The 17,255-nt window shown below is 71.6% G+C and carries 20 protein-coding genes and 1 pseudogene; 11 read left to right on the plus strand and 10 right to left on the minus strand.

Translation table 11 applies throughout. The annotated features are described in order from the left end of the window. Positions 1 to 60 precede the first annotated feature (60 nt). On the minus strand, positions 61 to 495 hold the full coding sequence (locus QRX50_RS23880; RefSeq protein ID WP_285974125.1) for a hypothetical protein: 435 nt from the start codon (positions 493 to 495) through the stop codon (positions 61 to 63). A gap of 423 nt (positions 496 to 918) precedes the next feature. Between QRX50_RS23880 and QRX50_RS49680 the strand changes: the two are divergent. Then, positions 919 to 1,296, plus strand: a pseudogene (locus QRX50_RS49680) (alpha/beta fold hydrolase); the annotation flags it as partial. A gap of 158 nt (positions 1,297 to 1,454) precedes the next feature. After that, positions 1,455 to 1,757, plus strand: coding sequence for an alpha/beta fold hydrolase (locus tag QRX50_RS49685; protein ID WP_353074207.1), 303 nt, complete (start codon positions 1,455 to 1,457; stop codon positions 1,755 to 1,757). Between the two features lie 8 nt (positions 1,758 to 1,765). Here the strand turns inward: QRX50_RS49685 and QRX50_RS23890 are convergent, their stop codons facing one another. From QRX50_RS23890 to QRX50_RS23900, 3 genes are all read right to left on the minus strand, one after another. Beyond that, the gene (locus QRX50_RS23890) at positions 1,766 to 2,251 is read right to left on the minus strand and encodes a DUF6130 family protein (protein WP_285974126.1); all 486 of its coding nucleotides are present in this window, start codon (positions 2,249 to 2,251) and stop codon (positions 1,766 to 1,768) included. A gap of 177 nt (positions 2,252 to 2,428) precedes the next feature. Next, positions 2,429 to 3,322, minus strand: a complete 894-nt coding sequence (locus tag QRX50_RS23895; protein WP_285974127.1) for an SMP-30/gluconolactonase/LRE family protein — start codon at positions 3,320 to 3,322, stop codon at positions 2,429 to 2,431. A gap of 29 nt (positions 3,323 to 3,351) precedes the next feature. Next, entirely contained in the window at positions 3,352 to 4,341 is a 990-nt protein-coding gene (locus tag QRX50_RS23900; protein WP_285974128.1) for an LLM class flavin-dependent oxidoreductase, read from the minus strand. 159 nt (positions 4,342 to 4,500) lie between these two features. Here QRX50_RS23900 and QRX50_RS23905 point away from each other — a divergent pair, with 159 nt between their 5' ends. Then, the gene (locus QRX50_RS23905; protein ID WP_285974129.1) at positions 4,501 to 5,151 is read left to right on the plus strand and encodes a TetR/AcrR family transcriptional regulator; all 651 of its coding nucleotides are present in this window, start codon (positions 4,501 to 4,503) and stop codon (positions 5,149 to 5,151) included. Positions 5,152 to 5,154: 3 nt separating this feature from the next. On the opposite strand, the gene QRX50_RS23910 is transcribed toward QRX50_RS23905, so the two are convergent. Beyond that, positions 5,155 to 6,078, minus strand: coding sequence for a LysR family transcriptional regulator (locus QRX50_RS23910; protein WP_285974130.1), 924 nt, complete (start codon positions 6,076 to 6,078; stop codon positions 5,155 to 5,157). 82 nt (positions 6,079 to 6,160) lie between these two features. Between QRX50_RS23910 and QRX50_RS23915 the strand changes: the two genes are divergently transcribed. Further along, positions 6,161 to 6,514, plus strand: coding sequence for a carboxymuconolactone decarboxylase family protein (locus QRX50_RS23915; RefSeq protein ID WP_285974131.1), 354 nt, complete (start codon positions 6,161 to 6,163; stop codon positions 6,512 to 6,514). Between the two features lie 20 nt (positions 6,515 to 6,534). After that, on the plus strand, positions 6,535 to 7,536 hold the full coding sequence (locus QRX50_RS23920; RefSeq protein WP_285974132.1) for an MBL fold metallo-hydrolase: 1,002 nt from the start codon (positions 6,535 to 6,537) through the stop codon (positions 7,534 to 7,536). Between the two features lie 13 nt (positions 7,537 to 7,549). Here the strand turns inward: QRX50_RS23920 and QRX50_RS23925 are convergent, their stop codons facing one another. After that, entirely contained in the window at positions 7,550 to 7,921 is a 372-nt protein-coding gene (locus QRX50_RS23925) for a hypothetical protein (protein ID WP_285974133.1), read from the minus strand. A 189-nt stretch (positions 7,922 to 8,110) separates the two neighbouring features. Here QRX50_RS23925 and QRX50_RS23930 point away from each other — a divergent pair, with 189 nt between their 5' ends. Continuing rightward, positions 8,111 to 9,295: a glycosyltransferase 87 family protein gene (locus tag QRX50_RS23930; protein WP_285974134.1), complete on the plus strand. Its 1,185-nt coding sequence runs from the start codon at positions 8,111 to 8,113 to the stop codon at positions 9,293 to 9,295. Here QRX50_RS23930 and QRX50_RS23935 read toward each other — a convergent pair. Beyond that, positions 9,273 to 9,479, minus strand: a complete 207-nt coding sequence (locus tag QRX50_RS23935) for a hypothetical protein (RefSeq protein WP_285974135.1) — start codon at positions 9,477 to 9,479, stop codon at positions 9,273 to 9,275. The genes QRX50_RS23930 and QRX50_RS23935 overlap by 23 nt on opposite strands. A 941-nt stretch (positions 9,480 to 10,420) precedes the next feature. On the opposite strand from QRX50_RS23935, the gene QRX50_RS23940 reads away from it, so the two are divergent. Then, complete coding sequence (locus QRX50_RS23940) at positions 10,421 to 10,702, plus strand: flavin reductase family protein (protein WP_285974136.1); 282 nt, start codon at positions 10,421 to 10,423, stop codon at positions 10,700 to 10,702. Here QRX50_RS23940 and QRX50_RS23945 read toward each other — a convergent pair. Beyond that, positions 10,663 to 12,261 (minus strand): FAD-dependent oxidoreductase, encoded by a 1,599-nt coding sequence (locus QRX50_RS23945; protein ID WP_285974137.1) that lies wholly within the window; start codon positions 12,259 to 12,261, stop codon positions 10,663 to 10,665. The two genes, QRX50_RS23940 and QRX50_RS23945, sit on opposite strands and share 40 nt — an antisense overlap. Before the next feature lie 211 nt (positions 12,262 to 12,472). On the opposite strand from QRX50_RS23945, the gene QRX50_RS23950 reads away from it, so the two are divergent. The 3 genes from QRX50_RS23950 (at position 12,473) to QRX50_RS23960 (ending at position 14,985) form a co-directional block, all read left to right on the plus strand. Further along, positions 12,473 to 12,907, plus strand: coding sequence for a pyridoxamine 5'-phosphate oxidase family protein (locus QRX50_RS23950; RefSeq protein ID WP_285974138.1), 435 nt, complete (start codon positions 12,473 to 12,475; stop codon positions 12,905 to 12,907). Positions 12,908 to 13,617: 710 nt separating this feature from the next. Beyond that, positions 13,618 to 13,908, plus strand: coding sequence for a hypothetical protein (locus tag QRX50_RS23955; protein WP_285974139.1), 291 nt, complete (start codon positions 13,618 to 13,620; stop codon positions 13,906 to 13,908). A 3-nt stretch (positions 13,909 to 13,911) separates the two neighbouring features. Continuing rightward, entirely contained in the window at positions 13,912 to 14,985 is a 1,074-nt protein-coding gene (locus QRX50_RS23960) for a hypothetical protein (protein ID WP_285974140.1), read from the plus strand. Here QRX50_RS23960 and QRX50_RS23965 read toward each other — a convergent pair. Together QRX50_RS23965 and QRX50_RS23970 are read right to left on the minus strand one after the other, a co-directional pair. Beyond that, on the minus strand, positions 14,894 to 15,307 hold the full coding sequence (locus tag QRX50_RS23965; RefSeq protein WP_285974141.1) for a hypothetical protein: 414 nt from the start codon (positions 15,305 to 15,307) through the stop codon (positions 14,894 to 14,896). The genes QRX50_RS23960 and QRX50_RS23965 overlap by 92 nt on opposite strands. Before the next feature lie 10 nt (positions 15,308 to 15,317). Then, positions 15,318 to 16,070 (minus strand): SDR family oxidoreductase, encoded by a 753-nt coding sequence (locus QRX50_RS23970; RefSeq protein ID WP_285974142.1) that lies wholly within the window; start codon positions 16,068 to 16,070, stop codon positions 15,318 to 15,320. A gap of 226 nt (positions 16,071 to 16,296) precedes the next feature. On the opposite strand from QRX50_RS23970, the gene QRX50_RS23975 reads away from it, so the two are divergent. Next, positions 16,297 to 17,148, plus strand: coding sequence for an NAD-dependent epimerase/dehydratase family protein (locus QRX50_RS23975; protein WP_285974143.1), 852 nt, complete (start codon positions 16,297 to 16,299; stop codon positions 17,146 to 17,148). The last annotated feature ends 107 nt before the right edge of the window (positions 17,149 to 17,255 follow it).

Raw genomic sequence — 17,255 nt, forward strand, 5'->3', positions numbered from 1 at the left:
CGGCCCGCGCGTGACCGGCCACGTGGGGTCGGCCTCCGCCCGGCCGAACCGGGGTGACGATCAGGCGCTGACGAGGCTGTCGCGCAGGTACGCGGCCAGCCGGATTCGCAGCCCGCGCAGGTCGGCCAGCGCGAGGGTGAAGCTGTAGACCGGGCGGTAGCCGACGACGTCGGACGCCTCGCCGCACGGCCCGCTCAGGTACACGAACCCGTCCTCGGTGTCGGTGTGCGGCTCGGCCCACAGCTGCTCGGCGCCCCGGGCGGTGCCGCGGTAGGCCCGCCAGAACAGCGGCGTCTTCATGATCTCGCCCAGCGCCGCGGCGAACCCCGCGACGTCGTGCTCAGGCAGGCCGAGCCCGCGCCCGTCCCAGGCCCGCGGCAGCGCACGCGCCGCCGTGTGGTCCTCGACCAGCGGTGTGCACGCGAACACCGCGACGTCCTCGCACAGCCGGACCGTCCACCGCCGCATGTCCGCGGTCGCCGGAATCTGGAACATCCCTCGCCCACCCTCCTCCCCCAGGAGAATCGTCCATCGTAGACCGACGTGGCCCGTGGAGAAAAGCCTTCCATCAGGCGACATTCAGGAAGATCCGTGATCCGGCGCACGTCGGCCGAAAGTCCGGTCGTCATGATTATTTACCGATCGGTGAGACTTGCTGCGCGTTTTAGTTGACATGTCACCTAAAACCTTGACGTCCAAGAGCGGCCGCCGCGTGTACACCGGGGAGGTGACGGTCGTCGAGCCGGATCGGGCGCTGCGGTACCGGGAGGCGCTGAACGAGCGGATCATCGAGCCGGCCTGACCTCCACCCTGGAATGGGGTAGGCCGGTTGAAGGCCGCGCGGGGTTCTGTGACCATGGCGGCGCCGGCGTGTTCCACAAAGGACTGCCGGCTCCGTCGAGCACCGAGGAGGCCGGCATGCTCGGCACCGGCAAGAGCGTGACCCTGCCCGGCGGCCGGGTCGCCTACTCCGAGCGTGGGTCCGGTCCGGCGGTGGTGTTCGTGCACGGGCTGCTCGTCAACGCGAACCTGTGGCGCAAGGTCGTCCCGATCGTCGCCGACGCGGGGTTTCGGTGCCTCGCCCCGGACTGTCCGCTCGGCGCGCACCGTTTACCTCTGGCGGCGGACGCCGATCCGACGCCGCCCGGGGTCGCCCGGCTGATCGGGGAGTTCCTCGACGCACTCGACCTGACCGAGGTCACCGTGGTCGCCAATGACACCGGCGGCGCCCTGACGCAGCTGCTCATGACGGAGAACCCGAGTCGGCTCGGCCGGGTCGTGCTGACGCCGTGCGACGCGTTCGAGGAGTTCTTCCCCGCGCCGTTCGACGCGCTGCCGCGGCTGATGCGCCTGCCCGGCGCGGTCTGGGCCGGCAGCCGGCTGCTGCGGTTGCCGATCGTGCGGCGGCAGCCGCAGCAGCCGGCGCGCTGGCCAAGCGCGGGATCCCCGCCGAGGTGCTGGACTCCTCCCTGCGCCCGGCCTACGACAGCGGTGAGATCCGCCGGGACCTGCGGCGCTTCCTCCTCGGCGTGCACCCCCGGTACACGCTTGCCGCAGCCGAGGCCTTACCCGGTTTCGGCAAGCCTGTGCTGCTGGTCCGCGCGGCCGACGACCGGATCTTTCCCGCTTCGCTCTTCGACCGCCTCGCGGCTGTCCTGCCCGACGCCCGGCTGGTCACGGTCGCCGATTCGGGCGCCTTCGTGCCGGAGGACCAGCCGGACGAGCTGGCGCGGCTGATCATGGACTTCGCCGGCTGAGCCCGCGGTCAGTGGCCGCCGGGGTGCGGTGGGACGGTAAAGGCGACCGTCTTGCTGTCGAGGATCTTGTGCGTCGGGTCCGCCAGCCCGATCCACACCTTGTGCGGCCCCGGCGGCAGGCTCTGGAGGATCAGCGGCTCGCCGCTCGCGTCGGCCCAGTGCCATGGCGCGTCGTCCACGGTCACGTGGATGTGGCCGATCCGCGGCGACACGTCGAGCGCGGCGGGTCCGTACACGGGCACGATCCGCAGGTTCTCCGCTCGGTAGCGGATCACCACGAGTCCCATCGCGAGCTGATCGGGCAGGGGACTGTCCACGACCAGCGCCGGCGGCGGCTGCGAGGCGAGCGGCACGACGGGTGCCGGTGACCAGCCGGCCGCGGCGGGTGCCGGCTGGGGTGACGAGCTCGGGGTGGTGGCGGCCGGGGTGGTGGCGGCCGGGGTGGTGGGCGTTGAACACGAAGCCACAACGCCCACCACCAGAGTGGCGAGCATGATCGCGATCGCCCGCGTCGTGTTCGGAAACGGACGTCGAGTGCGGGGTTTGTTCACAAGATCAAGTTAGATTCCGGCCCCTGCTCACCGCGCCCGTCGGATGACGCTGTGGTTGTAAGTCATCGTTGATCTGGGAACTCGGAAGCGTGCTGTCCGCGCGGCTGGAACCCTGCCAGGTCAGGGGAGTCCGGCGTGCGGCACGTCCACGCGAGCCGCGGAGAGACGGCCTTCGCGGGCGTTCTTCCGCGCGTTCTCGTCGAAGTCGGGTGCGGTGCACAGGTAGAGGGTGCGGCCGTCGCCGCCGCCGAGCATGCAGGCGAACACGCCGGTGCCCGTGGGGATCTCGTCGGTGATCTCGCCGCCCTCGCGCACGCGGATCACGCGGGCGCCCACGGCGTCGGCGATCCAGAGCGCGCCCTCGGCGTCGAGGCAGCAGCCGTCGGCGCCGACGACGATCTGCGCGAGCGCGGCGGGGAGGTCCTCGCCGGTCGGCACGTCGCCGAACTGCGACCAGATCCGGCGGTTGGCCAGGGACCCGTCGTCGGCGACGTCGAACGCGGTGACGCGGTTGCCGAAGGTCTCGTTGACCAGGAGCACACCGTCGCCGGTGAGCACGCTTCCGTTGGGGAACCACAGGTCCCGCGCGACGGTGGTGACGGTGCCGTCCGGATCGGCACGCAGCAGAGCCGCGGATTCGAGCGGGGCGCCGCCCATGAGGTCGAAGCCGAACTCGCCGACGAACGCGCGGCCGCGGGCGTCGACGACCATGTCGTTGGGGTGGCCCTTGACGTGGCCCGACAGATCGGCGTGGGGCACGAGCGTGCCGTCCGGTTCGCGGCGCAGCAGCAGGCGGTCGCGCATCGACACGACCAGGAGCCGGCCGTCGGGCAGCCAGCCGAGCCCCGACGGCTGCTGCGGGACCTCCGCTTCCGTGCGCAGGTCGGTGCCGTCTTCGGCAGCCGAGCACACGCGGTAGGTGTAGAAATCGGCGAACCAGATGCGGTCCTCGTGCCAGCGCGGGCACTCCAGATAGGACAGTCCTTCTAGGACGGTGGTCGTTTCGCGGCTCATGATTCCCCTGGGGACGGTGTGGGTACGGGTCAGCCGGCGGCGGCGTCGAGGAAACGCTCGAGCTCGCGCTCGACGTCTGGCCCGCACGGCTGGAAGACGATCTCGGTGACGCCGCGCGAGGCGTAGTCGTCGATCTTGCGGCGGACCTCGGCGCGGGTTCCGCTCAGCGTCACCTCGCGCAGCGTGGAGTTGCCGCCGGCGTGCCAGGCGGCGCCGTCGGCCTCGTTGAGGTCGACGCAATGTCCCGAGTGGATGGTGAGGTGCCGGTGTTCCTCCGGTGTTTTTTCCACCACCTCGAGCCATTCCACCCCGCCGGGCAGGGCGCGCACCGCGTCGGGGCCGCCGAACTCGTAGGCGCCGTGGAACGACAGCGCCCAGCCCGGGCCGGCGGCCGAGCGCGCGTGGGTGGAGTCGGTGGGCTCACCTTCGTCGAGCACGGTGCCCCATTCGAGGAAGGCGACCCAGGGGTAGTCCTTCATGAACTCGGGCGTCTGCAGCGTGGCGAACAGTCCGTCGCCGAGCTCGCTCGCGACCTTGTTGCCCTTGGGGCCGAGCGCGCCGACCAGGATCGGCACGTCGACGGGCCGCGCCGGAGCGTGGCCGTCGGGGTGCAGCATCCGCATCCGCGCGCCTTCCCACTCCACGGTTTCGCCGCGCAGCAGCCCGCGGTACGCGCGGAGGTAGGACTCCATGAACGCCCAGCGCACAGCGCCGTAGCCCATCGCGCGGCGGCCGGAGAACCCGGTGCCGAACGCGACCGCCACACGGCCGGGGGCGAGCGCGGCGAGGGTTGCCGTGGCGGCGGCGTTGACCATGGGGTGGCGCAGGCTGGGCACGAGCACGCCCGGGCCGAGATTGATGCGCTCGGTGCGGTCGGCGGCGAGGGCGAGGGTCATCCACACGTCGGGGCTTTGCTGGGGTGTGTCGTACACCCAGGCCCGGTGGTAGCCGAGTCGCTCGGCGAGTGCGATGTGGTCCGGAGAGTCCAGGGCGGTGGGGAACGCGCAGGACACGTCCACGGTGTCCTCCTCCCGATCGACGGCGGATCGCGGCAGAACGTCTACCTGGGACAATGACTAAGCGCATAGTCATAATCGCTGATGGTGTGGGACGATACACACCCCCGTGGGGCGGAGCAAGGCCCGGCCCGGCAGCGCAACCGAGGGAAAGGAACCGTGATGAGCGCCCAGCGATCCGCGCTCCCCGACCTGGCGGACGACTCGCCCGGCCTCTGGGACGCCGGCTTCGGCAAAGCCGCGCGCGCCCTGCTCACCGGTGGCGTGCGCTGCTTCGCCGCCCAGGGTTTCCACGCCACCACGACCAGGGACATCACCGCCGCGGCCGGCCTCTCGCCCGCCGCGCTGTACGTGCACTTCAGCTCCAAGGAGGAAGTGCTCTTCGAGATCACCCGCGCCGGGCACAAAAGTTCACTCGACGCGCTGAACCGGGTCCCGCCCGGCACCGACCCCGCGGAGCACCTGCGCGCCCTCGTCGCCGCCTTCGTCTCGTGGCACGCCCGCCACCACGTCGCCGCGCGCGTCAGCCAGTACGAACTGGGCGCCCTGACCCCTGCGCACTACGACGTGATCGTCGGCCTGCGCCGCCGGTCGACCGCGGTTTTCCACGACGCCCTCACACACGGCACCGCGGCCGGTGCCTTCCCGGAGGCCGACGCGCACCGGGTCGTGCGTGCGATCCTGTCGCTGGGCGTCGACCTGGTGCGCTGGTACCGGCTGGACGGGGCGGATTCGCCTGAGGAATTGGGGGAGTACTACGCGGATCTGGCGCTGGGGATGGTGTCGGCGGCCGAGTCGCGCCGACGCCGCTGACGATCAGTCGCGGGGCAGCGGTGCGAAAAACTGCGAACCGTGGGCCGCGGTGGCGGACGCGATGGCCTCCGCGAGGTCGAGGATCACCTTGTCGGCCCGGTCGACCGGCCACGCCAGGACCAGGTGGTTGTCCGGCTGTCCGGCCAGCGGCACGAAACTCACCCCGGCCGCCGGGTACAGCCGGGCGACGCTGTGGGGCAGCACGCCGACCGCGCCTTCCCAGGCCACGCACTGGATGTACTCGGCGAGCGAATGGACCACCGGCCCCTGCCGGTCGGCGCCGGACGCGCTGGGGTTACCGAGCCAGTACTCGCGCCACAGCGGGTCGGCGTCGCGGGGAAGCCGGCACCACAGGTGGTCGCTCAGCTCGCCGGGGTCGATTTCGGTGCGGTGCGCGAGCCGGTCGTCGGAGCGCAGTGCGGCGACCAGTGGTTCCTCGCCCAGGGTGTGGGTCGCGATGCCGCGGGTGTCGAACGGCAAGCGCGTGATGGCGATGTCGGCTTGGCCGGTGTGCAGGCCCGCGGCCGGGCTGGCGATCCCCTGCACCCGCACGCGCAGGGACAAGTGGGGGTAGCGGGCCTTCACCGTCTCGCGAAAATGCCCGCTGAGGCCCGTGACGAAACCGGCCACGGCCTCCGAAACGACGCCGATCGTGACAATTCGGCTCTGCCCCGCGGAACGGGTGCGCGCCGCGGCTCGGTCCACTCGTTCCAGGATATCGCGCGCTTCGTCGAGCAGAATACGACCGGAATCGGTGAGCCGAATCGGGCGCACCGATCGATCCAGCAACGAACAGCCGAGTTCCCGTTCGAGCTCCTGGATGCGCTGGCTCAGCGGAGGCTGCGACATCCGCAGCCGCGTGGCCGCCCGCGCGAAACTGAGCTCCTCGCCCACCGCGACGAAGTACCGCAGCTGCCTCAGGTCCACGACCAGGCACTATATCAGGCGCAGGCCCCCGCTGAGCCGATTGGTCTTTGACCACGGAGTGGTCAGGGGATTGCATGGAGTCATGGCTTACCACGAACCCGCCGACATGAAATACATGGCGAAACTGAAGAAATTCGCGCCCGGTGAATTCAAGAAATTCATGGACTACCAGGATGTGGTGTCCCGGGAAGACGGTGCGATCCCGCGCCGGTACCGTGAAATCATCGCGATCGCCGTCGCGTTGACCACCCAATGCGCCTATTGCCTCGACGTGCACACGGCGGCGGCGCGTGAGCAGGGCATGACGTCGGAGGAGCTCGCGGAGGCCGTGCTGATCGCCGGCGCCGTGCGCGGCGGCGGCGCGGTCGCGCACGGGCTCCTGGCCATGAAACTGTTCGAAGACTCCTCCGCGGGCCACTCGCACGCCACGGCGTGACCGAGCCGGAGGGACAAGGCATGTTCGACAGCTCCGGCCCGGCTTCCGCACTGGTACCGGTGGACGAGGTCCGCATCACCACGCTCGTGGACAACGTCTACGACGGCCTGCTGGAAGACGGCCCGTTCACCACCCGGGAAACCTTCGGGCGCGCCGGCGAGGCCGCCCCGCAGTTCGAAGGTGGCCGCACCGAGGTCGGCCTGCTCGGCGAGCACGGGTTTTCGTCGCTGGTCGCGGTGCGGCGCGGCGCGGCGGAAGCCACGCTGCTGTTCGACACCGGGCTGTCTCCGTCGGCGATGATCACCAACGCCGATCGGCTCGGCACCGACCTGCACGCGGTCGAAGGTGTGGTGCTCAGCCACGGCCACTTCGACCACACCGGCGGCCTGGCGGGCCTCGCCGGCCGCCTCGGCCGTGAGCGGCTGCCGGTCCTCGCGCATCCCGAGGTCTGGACCAAGCGCCGACTGGTGGTGCCGGGGCGCGAGGTCTTCGAGCTCCCGACACTGAGCAAGACGGCGCTGGCCGGCGAGGGTTTCGACGTGATCGAGCGGCGCGAGCCGACGCTCCTGGCCGACGGCCGGGTGCTGATCACCGGCGAGGTCGCGCGGACGACGGAGTTCGAACGCGGCATGCCGCCGTCGCACCAGGCCTGGCTCGACGGCGACTGGCGGCACGATCCGGCCGTGATCGACGATCAGGCCCTCGTGGTTCACCTGCGCGGCCAGGGCCTGGTCGTCCTGACCGGCTGTGGCCACGCCGGGGTGCTCAACATCGTGAAGCAGGCCCAGCGGCTCACCGGAGTGGACCGTCTGCACGCTCTGGTCGGTGGCCTGCACCTGGGCGGTCGCGCGTTCGAGGCGACCATCGATCCCACGGTGGCCGCGCTGGCCGAGCTCTCGCCGGCGCTGCTCGCGCCCGGCCACTGCACCGGCTGGCGCGCCCAGCACGCGCTGGCCTCGGCGTTTCCGGACGCCTGGGTGCCGAGCAGCAGTGGTTCGGTCCACCGGCTGGTCGCGGCCTGACCCACCGGCCGGGTCAGCCGGGCAGCTCGACGTCGTCGCGGACAGTGAGGGCGCGGCCGACGCGGGCCTCGACCTTCGCGAAGCGCCACAGCTTCGCGTCGCCGTCGCCGACCGGGGTGGAGCGGAAGAGGTCGCAGGCGGCCTTGACCGTTTCCTGCGTGTCGGCGTCGGCGAGGAGGTAGCAGGTCCACGGCCAGCCGCCGGACGGGCCGACCTGGTGTGAATCGTCGTCGAAGTCGCCGATGAAGGTGATGCCCGGCAAGGTTTTGAGCTGATCCATCATGGACACGAACGCTTGCCAGACGGCACCGGTGGTCAGCCCGTCCGCAGGCAGGTCGAAGAAGTTCTGGTTGATGCCGATGCAGAACAGGACGCGAAGGGGCACGGGCTCTCCTGGGTGTCGTGGCCGGGACGTAGTGCCATTGTTTCTTCCGGCGGAGGGCGCCACCCCGCGGGCCCGAAGAAGTTTCCCAGGGTGACGAACGGCCCCGGCTCGGTGAAACGAGCTCGCGCCGTGGATGATCACGGGGTGATCACGTTCCGAGGCCCTGGGGGGCACGCGACACCGGCCGGAGTGCTGAAACAGCTGTTCGACGAGGCGGCCGCGCGCCGGGGCGCGGTGGTGGCGTTGGTGGTGGCGGCGGTCGTCTTCGTGGCGGGCGTGCTCGCGATCGTGTGCACGCTGTGGCCGGTGGACCTGGAGGTCTACCGCCTCGGCGCGCAGGCGCTGGCGCACGGCCGCGACCTCTACGGCCCGCTGCCGCCGACGCGGTCGGGCATGACGTTGCCGTTCATCTACCCGCCGTTCGCGGCGATCCTGTTCCTGGTGCCGGCCGCGGTGCCCACGCCGGTCGCGGCCATCCTGATCCTGGCGATTTCGCTGACCGCCCTGGGTGCCACGGTTTACGTCGTCGTGCGGCCGCGCGCCGGAAGGCGGACGGCGGTGCTGGCCGCGGTCGTGGTCGGGGCGGCGTCGCTGGCGTTCGAGCCGGTGCGCGAGACGCTGTGGTTCGGGCAGATCAACCTGGTGCTCATGGCGCTGGTCGTGATCGACTGCCTGGGGCCGAAAACCCGCCTGCCGCGCGGGATGCTGGTGGGCCTGGCCGCCGCCGTGAAGATCACACCGGCCGGGTTTCTGCTGTTTTTCTTCCTGAAGAAGGACTTCCGCGCGCTCGGCACCGCGCTCGGCACGTTCGTCGCCGCGGGCGCGGTCGGTTTTGTGGTGGCCCCCCGGGCTTCCGCGGCCTATTGGTTCGGCGGCGGGCTGACCGGCGCGTCGGGCATGAGCGGCTCGATCTTCGCCACCAACCAGACCATCCAGGGCGCCGTCCACCGCTTCGGCCTCCCCGCGACGCCCACGCTCGTCCTGGTCGCCGCGGGAACCCTGGCCGCGCTGCTCCTCGCCGCAGCGGCCATGCGCCGGGCCGACGAACCGGTCGCCTTCCTCCTCAACGCCGCCGCGGTTCTCGTGTGCTCACCCATTTCGTGGTCGCACCACTGGGTCTGGATCGTCCCCGCGACGATCGTCCTGGCCGCCCGCGCCACGACCGGCCGCGCGATGGCCGGTTTGGCGGCCGTGATCGCGATCTTCGTCATCGCGCCGCATTCGCTGTTGCCCAACAACGACTTCCGCGAGCTGTCCTGGGGACCGCTGGACCACGTGATCGGCAACAGCTACCTGTTGCTGGCACTGGGTTTCCTCGGTTGGCAGTTCGCCACGCGCCACCGCCGCGCGCTCACCCCGCCGCTGCTGCCGTAAGCCCTACCCGGCGAGGCTGCAGGTACGCCTCCGAAGCCTCGTAGACCTTCCGGCCGTCCGGGTCCGCGGACAGCTTCGGCGCGACGAAGTCCCGGGCCCACTGCGCGGTCTGGGACCTCAGCGGCGGGTTCTCCTGCCCGAGCAGGTCGAGGGTCTGCGGACCGACCTCCTCGACCGCCTGCACGCCGCCGGTGTTGCCGATGACCCGTCGTCTCGAGGACGAAACGGAAGCCGGCCATCGTGATCTGCTCCGCTGTGCCGAGGGCGAAGATGCCGCCGGCTTGGGAAACCACGGCGTCGAGGTGGCCGTGGGTCCGGGCCACGTCGTCGATGAGGGCGTGGACGGCCGGGTGGTCGGTGATCTCGAGGAACCGGATGTCGAGCCGGACGCCGCGCTCGGCCGGCGAAACCGTGCGGCCGCGAAGCTCCTCAGCGACCGCGTCCGCCCAGCTCGCCCAGCCGTCCGCCGCGAGCCGCAGCCCTGGTGGACGCGGCCCGCACGCTCGCGCGGGAGCGTGGCGTCGCATCGGTCACCCACTCGGCGAGGCGCCGCTACTTCCCCTCGCACAAGCACGTGCTGCTGGCGGAGGTGCTCGTCGCGTGCCTGGCCGCCGATCGGTTGCTGTGCGATCTGTTCGCCAACGTCCCGCCTGGAGCACGACGTCGACGTCGAGAATGTCGTGGAGTTCAAGCGGACCAGCCGTGCGGCGATCGACGTCGTCACCGCGGCCAACGCCCTCGCGGCCACGCTGTGGCAGGTCACCCATCCTGGGACCGAGCTCGCCGCCGCGTAGCGGGCCGACCCGTCGCTGTCGATCGTCGGCCCCGGCGACTTCGCTCCGACGCTGACCCAGCTGCTGGCCGCGGACGTGTGCCGGGCTGCCCGCAGCGTCCCTGCGCTGACTGTCCGTCCGGCGAGGAGGGTCATGGCCGACGAACAGTTCGACAGCTGGGCAGGACAGCTGGACTACCCGATGCACGTCGTGACGTGCCGCGGCGGCGAGCGGCGGGCCGGGTGCCTGGTGGGGTTCGCGGCGCAGGGCAGCATCTCGCCGCCGCGGTTCAGGTGTGGCTGTCGAAGGAGAACCACACGACGGAGGTCGCGGCGGGCGTGGGGAGCTCGCCGTGCACCGGCTGACCCGGGACGCGGCGGAGCTCGCCCGCCTGTTCGGTTCGCGCAGTGGCTTCGACGCCGACAAGTTCTCCTTGTGCGCCGGGCATTCCGGGCCGCGCGGTGTGCCGTTGCTCGACGGTTGCCCGGCCTGGTTCGCCGGTGAAATGCTGTCGCGCCACGACACGGGGGACCACGTCGGCTACCTGCTGAGCCCGTTCGCCGCCGCGCCGGGTGGCGGCCGGCAGCTCGGGTTTCAGGATGTGCGGGACTTACCACCGGGCACCGAAGCCTGAGTGCCGTGCATCAGGCGTTGTGCGTATTCGGACAACTTTTCGGGAGATCCCTCACGGGTGATGAGGCCGAGGTAACCGTCGGGGCGGATGAGGGCGAGGCCGTGGTCGCCGGTGCCGTAGCGGTCGGTGAAGGAGTCGTCCGGGTCTTGGAGGCCGCCGGAGCCGAGGGGTACGACCGTGCCGAAGCCGGCGAGGGCCGCGCGGTATTCGTCGAGCACCGCGTTGTCCCGGACGCTCGTGAGGAGCAGGTGGCCGGGCCGGCGGAGCAGCTCGTCGAGTGAGGTCGGCGTGCCGTCGGCGGTGCGCAGGCCGGGCAGGTCGGGTGCGTGGTCGCCGGGGTGCGGGTGTCGTCGTGAGGTCGCGCGGCCGGTGACGATGGGGCTGCCGCGGTAGTGGATGTCGACCTCGGCGATGCCGGCGATCAGCTCCTCGCGCACGGGCGGGAGGTGCCCGACCAGGAACAACGCGAGGTTGCGCAGCCCGCGTTCGGGGCCGTTGACCGTCATCACGTCGGTCATGCGCGTGGTCTGTTTGACCACCGACGCGCCGACCCGGTGGCGTTCGGTGTGGTAGGAATCGAGCAGCGCCGGATCGGCGCGGCCGGTGGTGACCAGGGCGAGCTTCCACGCGAGGTTGACCGCGTCGTGGATGCCGGTGTTCATGCCCTGACCGCCGGCGGGGCTGTGGATGTGCGCGGCGTCGCCGGCCAGCAGCACGCGGCCGTGGCGGTAGCGGGGTACCTGGCCGTGGTGGATCTCGAAGTAGGCGAGCCAGTGGGCGTCCGTCACGTGCCACGCGCCGCCCGCGCGCTGGTCGACGAGCTCTTGCGTCCGGGCGATCGTCGGGACCGCGCCGGCCGCCGGGGGTTCGACTTCGAACAGCAGCCGGGTGCGGCCCTCGGGCATCGGGAACACGCCGCCGATGCCGTCGGGGTGCGCGAACATTCGCACGGTGTCGGGTGAGCGTTCGGACTCGGCGACGACGTCGGCGAACAAAAAATGTTGACCTTCGAACACGCCCTCGATTCGGGTGCCGACGGCCGTGCGCGTGGTGCTGTGCCCGCCGTCGGCGCCGACCACCCAGGCGTAGCGGGACCGGTCGCGCCCGGCCGCGGAGGTGAAGGTGGCCGTGACGCCCGTCGAGTCCTGTTCGAGGCCCTCCAGCGTCACGCCGCGTTCGACCCGCACGCCCAGGCTGGCCACGTGTTCGGCGAGCAGTGCCTCGGTCCGCGGCTGGGCGAGGTCGAGGATGCGTCGGTAGCGGGTGGCGAGGTGCTCGGTGCCCAGCCGCACGGTGGGCTGCTTCGGGTCTCGGCCGGCGTAGATCTCCAGCGCGGTGATGGCGGATGCCTCGCGCTCCAGCGGCGCGAGCACTCCCATCGCGGCCAGGTGCTCCTGCGTGCGCGGGTGCACGACGACCGCGCGGGACTGCGTGGTGGGCTCGGCCCGCTGCTCGACCACCCGCACGCGCGCGCCCTGGCGCACCAGCTCGGCGGCGGCGGTCAAGCCCACCGGTCCGGCCCCCACGACCAGCACGGTGTCCTGCCCGGACGCGGTCACGAAGCGGGCGTCAGGTCGCGGTCGTCTGTTTTGGTCAGCGTCATTTCCCCGTTCCTCTCGTCGTCGCGAAAGGGTTACCCCAGTTCCATCGTGACGGCTTTCATGAGCGTTACAAGGGTTGTCTCGATCGGACTGTTCATGGAGTCCACAATGGACTCACGACGTGCGGTGTGCCGGTTTTTGTCGGACCCCCCGCGTACCCTGCGATGTCATGGTGTTGACAGTGGAAATGCGCGAACAGTTCCTGGCCGAGCCGCACATCGGCGCGTTGTCGGTGGTCGAACGCCCCGACCGCGCGCCCCTCGTCGTGCCCATCTGGTACCAGTACACGCCAGGAGGTGAGCTGTGGGTGCGCGCACCACCGGACACGCGGAAAGCCCGCGCGGTCCGGGAAACGGGGCGCTTCACCCTGATGGCGCAACGGACCTCGCCGACAGTCCGATACGTTTCGGTGGAAGGCCCGGTGAGGCGGTACGAGCCGAGCACCGACGCCGAATCTCGCGAAATGGTGGCGCGCTACCTGCCCCCGGACAAGGTCGAGGCCTTCCTGGAGTTCGAGCGTACCCACCTCGGCGAGCACCACGTGATTTCGCTGCGGCCGCAACACTGGTTCTCGGCTGATCTGGGTCCGGCCTGTTCGCCATAACCCTCGGCCGCGCGGATGTTTCCCACTATGGTGAACTGTCTCGCGCGAACGGCAGGGGGCGGCGGATGACGACGTCTGACGACGACGGTTCCACAGATTCCGGAGTTCCTGACGAGGTCCCACCGCAGTTTGGTGATCCTGACGCGCCGACACCACCGTCGGGCATTCCCCGGAGCGACGCCCGCTCCCCTTCCATTGGCGGGCTTCACTCCGACATCGAACCTCTCGGCGGTTCGACGTCGTGGTCCGGCGGCGGTTAACAGGCTGTCCAGCCACCGGGTCCACCATGCCTCGACGACCCTCCGTCCGGCGGGCTGTCCGAGGCTTCACGCACGCGGTCGTGGCCGGGAAACTCCGGCCGCGACACTCAGCCCGGCGAGCCGGTCTTCCCGCACCAGCCGCCCGCTCCGGGTCCGCCGGAACGGATGGCAGGCGGTGTCGCCGGTGCGCAGCCGCCGGGGCCGGCGTTTTCGTCGGTCGACGGGGGTCGGCGTGACGAATCGAGTTCTCGCGGGTGGGATCAGTACGGTGGGCCGCCGCCGGGGCCGAGTTTTCCGCCGGTCGAGGCGGCGGATTCGCGTGGCGAGCCGAGGTCGCGGGAGTGGTATCAGCAACCCCAGCAGGGTGGTGCACCACCCGGGCCCGCCTTCTTCGAGGGTGGCCCGACGTCCGGCGGACCGCCGCCGGGGCCGGCGTTCGCGCAGCGGCCGATGCGGGACGAGGGGCGGTTGGAGCCGGAGAGCTCGCCGCCGCCGGGGCCGGCGTTCGTCGACAACTCTCCGACGGGGTCTGGTGCCCCGCCGGAGGGGCCGGCGTTCGCGCAGCAGGCGTCGTGGGACCAGCCGCAGCCTTGGGGTGGCCCGCCACTCGGGCCGGACGTGTACGGCGCGGCGGCCGATCGCAGGGGCGGCGGCGGGCGGTCGAGCGTGCCGGAGCCCTACGACGACGTGCGCGAGCCGGGGTGGCGGCGGTTGCTGCGCCGGCTGCGGGGGCGCGGGTAAGGCATGACCGGGGTTCTTCAGGGCGCCCTCGGGGGCGCCCGGGCGTTGCTCGTCGGGTGGATCCTGCCGAGCCTGATCAACGTCGTGGTGTTCGGGTTCGCGGTGGTGCCGGGGCCGAGGCGGATCGGGGCGTTGAGCGTGGACGCGGGGTGGGCGGCCGTCGCGGGGCTGGTGGCCACGGCTGTGCTCGGGCTGGTGCTGGCGGCACTGCAAACGCCGCTCTACCGCGTCCTCGAGGGCTACTTCGCCTGGCCGGGCTGGCTTTTGCGCCGGCGGCGCCGTCGGCAAGTCGCCCGGCTGCACCTGTTGCGCAACCGGGTCGACGCGGTGACGTTGGCCCGGCGGGAAGATCGGCTGCCCGCCGAGGATCGGGCGACGCCGGCGAAGTTCCGGGCGCAGGAGGACCTCGGGCCCTACCTCGAGCGCGACCTCCGCAAGGGCCCGGTCTGGCACGCCCTGCTCGCCGAGCGCCTGCACCGCTACCCGCTCGACGACCAGCAGGTCGCCGCCACGCGGCTCGGCAACGCGATCCGGCGGTTCGAGGAGTACGGCCACCACCGGTACCGGCTCGATTCGCAGGTGCTCTGGCACGAGCTCAACGCCGGTGTCGCCGAGCCCGTCCGCAAGCAGGTGGAGGACGGGCGGACCAACGTCGACTTCTTCGTCAGCCTGCTCTGCGGTCACGTGCTCGTCGTGGTGGCCGCCGCCGTCGACCTCGTCGTGGGGCGGGCGGAGCTGCCGTGGGTGACGGCCGGGGCGCTGGTGGGCCTGCTGGTGCTGGCGGTCGTCTGGTACCGGGTGGCCGTGGTGGCCACGGACGAGTGGGCCGGCGCCGTCCGCGCGATGGTCGACCTCGGCCGAGCGCCGCTCGCCACCGCCATGGGGCTCACGCTGCCCGCGCGGCTGGCGGACGAACGCGAGATGTGGCGGGCGGCCGTCGGCTTCGTCGGCACCGGGCCGACCGACGCACTCGACCCGTACCGCGCTAAGCCGGAGCAGCCGCGCGCCGGTCGCGCACCACGGCCAGCAGGATCGCGGCCAGGCCGAGGATCGCGACCAGGGCGTTGGCGGTGGTGAGCACGACGGCCTGCCACATCACCGGCGGGTGCGTGTCGAACAGGTGGAAAAAGAAGTGCGGCACGGCGAAGAGCGAGAACGCGCCGGCGGCGGGCACGACGTAGTGCGTCCTCGGCTTGACGAGCGCGATGCCGAGTACCAGCGCGATGGCCAGCGTCGCGCCGCCGAAGTCGCGGGCGAAGTGCTCGCTGAACGGCGGGTTCAGGTCCACCGTGGGGAAGGTCGTGTAGAAGCTTTCGGGGAACAGTTGGTTCCAGCCGCCGACGACCACTGTGACGAGGAATGGGATCACCAGGGTGGCCCGGATGGCGAGGGTGTTCATGGGAGTCCTTTCAGGACAGTCGGTTCGCGGCGCGGCGCAGGTACTCGGCGAACGTGCGCTCGCCCCGGGCGTAGTCTTCGCGCGGGAGCAGCGCGCCGCCGGTCATGGCCTTGCCGACCGCACCCGGCAGGCATACCGGCAGCACGATCTTGCGGGATCCGCGGGCCTTGGCCAGCCGGCGGGCCATGTCGGCCATCTGGAGCTGCTCGGGGCCGGCGAGCGGCCGCACGTAGCCGCCCGGCTCCTGCCCGACCTGCGCGGCCAGGGCGCTCGCGACCTCGTCCGCCGAGACCGGCTGGGAAAGTTCCCGCGGTACCACCACGAACGGCCCACGGGCACCGTCCACAAGGGGCTCCGGGAACTCGTGGAACTGCGTGGCCCGCAGGATCGTCCACGGCACCGGGCCGTTGCGCACGAGCTCCTCCTGCTTGCGCTTGCCGAAGTAGTAGCCGAGGTCGACGTCGTCCACGCCGACGATCGAGAGCGCGATCACGTGCCGCGCCCCGGCCGTCGCGGCGGCGTCCAGGAGGTTACGCGTGGCGGCGGCGAAGAAACCGACCGCGGGCTTCCTGCGCACGGACATGATGTTGGTGACGTCGACGACCTCTTCGCAGCCGTCGAGCTTCCCGCCGAGCCCGGCGCCGGTCGTCAGGTCGACGCCCCGCGAACGCGCCAGCACCACCGGCTCGTGCCCGGCCGTGGTCAGTTTCCGCACCACCAGCGCGCCGATCAGCCCGGTCCCGCCGGCGACAGCCACTCGCATCGGTCTTGCCTCATTTCGTCTCGTCTCGGGTGTGGATCGTCTCGGTGTGGATCACTGCCCAGACCGCGCAGGTCCGGCGAACGTGACAGGCTGGCGTGTGATCCACACCTCCGGGCGCCGTGAACCGGTCCAGCGGCGTGGGGGCGAAGTGGACTACCGGTCCGGCGTGGGCGCGGGTTGACTGGTTCTCACCGGGTTGTCCACACGAGATCGTTGAGAGGGAAAGATGCGGATCTTCCTCGCCGGTGCGTCCGGCGTTGTCGGGCGCCGGGTGGTGCCGGCGCTGCTCGCGGAGGGCCACGAGGTGATCGGGCTGGCCCGCGGCGCCGGGTCGGCCGACCGGATCACCGCACTCGGCGCGACGGCCGTGCTCGGCGACGTGTACGACGCGCCCGCGCTGGCCGAGATCGTCCGCGCCGCCGCGCCGGACGTCGTGATGCACCAGCTGACCGACCTCGGCTCGGGCGACCGCGCCGCGAACGCCCACGTGCGCACCGTCGGCACGCGTAACCTCGTCGATGCGGCGAAGGCGGCCGGGGTGCGGCGGATCGTCGCGCAGAGCATCGCGTGGGCCTACGAGCCCGGCGCCGCGCCCGCACCGGAGGACACACCGCTCGACCTGGCGGGCGCCCCCGACCGGCTCGGCTCGGTGTCGGGCGTCGCCGCCCTGGAGACGGCGGTGTCGGAACTGCCCGAGTGGGTGGTCCTGCGCTACGGCACCCTCTACGGCCCGGACACCTGGTACACCGCCGGCGCCCTCATGGCCCAGCTCGCCGCGGCCGGCAACCTCCCGGCCACCGCCGACGTCACCAGCTTCCTCCACCTCGACGATGCCGCCTCGGCCGCACTCGCCGCCCTCACCTGGCCCACCGGCCCGGTCAACATCTGCGACGACGAGCCCGCGGCGGGCTACGAGTGGGTCCCCGCGTTCTGCGCCTCCGTCGGGGCGCCGACAGCTTCCCGGACCGACGGTGACCGCACCCCGTGGGCACGGGGAGCGGACAACACGCACGCCCGCAAGGACCTGGGCTGGCTGCCGAGCCGGCCTTCGTGGCGGGAGGGTTTCAAGCTGGGCTGACGGCGGCCTCGGCGTGCGGAGGTCCGGTGCGCTCGAGTCCGGCAGGGCCCGGCGTCGGCTGTGGCTGTGCGTGAGCGTGGTGGGGAGGGCTTCAACTCCGGGTCGGT

Origin of the sequence: Amycolatopsis sp. 2-15 (genome assembly GCF_030285625.1) — a bacterium.
GTDB lineage: Bacteria > Actinomycetota > Actinomycetes > Mycobacteriales > Pseudonocardiaceae > Amycolatopsis > Amycolatopsis carbonis.

What these genes read in the sequence shown, in the direction of transcription:
- QRX50_RS23880 (WP_285974125.1), bottom strand. Translation starts at nt 495, where the DNA reads ATGTTCCAGATTCCGGCGACCGCGGACATGCGGCGGTGGACGGTCCGG.
- QRX50_RS23890 (WP_285974126.1), bottom strand. Translation starts at nt 2,251, where the DNA reads ATGCTCGCCACTCTGGTGGTGGGCGTTGTGGCTTCGTGTTCAACGCCC.
- QRX50_RS23895 (WP_285974127.1), bottom strand. Translation starts at nt 3,322, where the DNA reads ATGAGCCGCGAAACGACCACCGTCCTAGAAGGACTGTCCTATCTGGAG.
- QRX50_RS23905 (WP_285974129.1), top strand. Translation starts at nt 4,501, where the DNA reads ATGAGCGCCCAGCGATCCGCGCTCCCCGACCTGGCGGACGACTCGCCC.
- QRX50_RS23915 (WP_285974131.1), top strand. Translation starts at nt 6,161, where the DNA reads ATGGCTTACCACGAACCCGCCGACATGAAATACATGGCGAAACTGAAG.
- QRX50_RS23920 (WP_285974132.1), top strand. Translation starts at nt 6,535, where the DNA reads ATGTTCGACAGCTCCGGCCCGGCTTCCGCACTGGTACCGGTGGACGAG.
- QRX50_RS23950 (WP_285974138.1), top strand. Translation starts at nt 12,473, where the DNA reads ATGGTGTTGACAGTGGAAATGCGCGAACAGTTCCTGGCCGAGCCGCAC.
- QRX50_RS23955 (WP_285974139.1), top strand. Translation starts at nt 13,618, where the DNA reads ATGCGGGACGAGGGGCGGTTGGAGCCGGAGAGCTCGCCGCCGCCGGGG.
- QRX50_RS23960 (WP_285974140.1), top strand. Translation starts at nt 13,912, where the DNA reads ATGACCGGGGTTCTTCAGGGCGCCCTCGGGGGCGCCCGGGCGTTGCTC.
- QRX50_RS23965 (WP_285974141.1), bottom strand. Translation starts at nt 15,307, where the DNA reads ATGAACACCCTCGCCATCCGGGCCACCCTGGTGATCCCATTCCTCGTC.
- QRX50_RS23970 (WP_285974142.1), bottom strand. Translation starts at nt 16,070, where the DNA reads ATGCGAGTGGCTGTCGCCGGCGGGACCGGGCTGATCGGCGCGCTGGTG.
- QRX50_RS23975 (WP_285974143.1), top strand. Translation starts at nt 16,297, where the DNA reads ATGCGGATCTTCCTCGCCGGTGCGTCCGGCGTTGTCGGGCGCCGGGTG.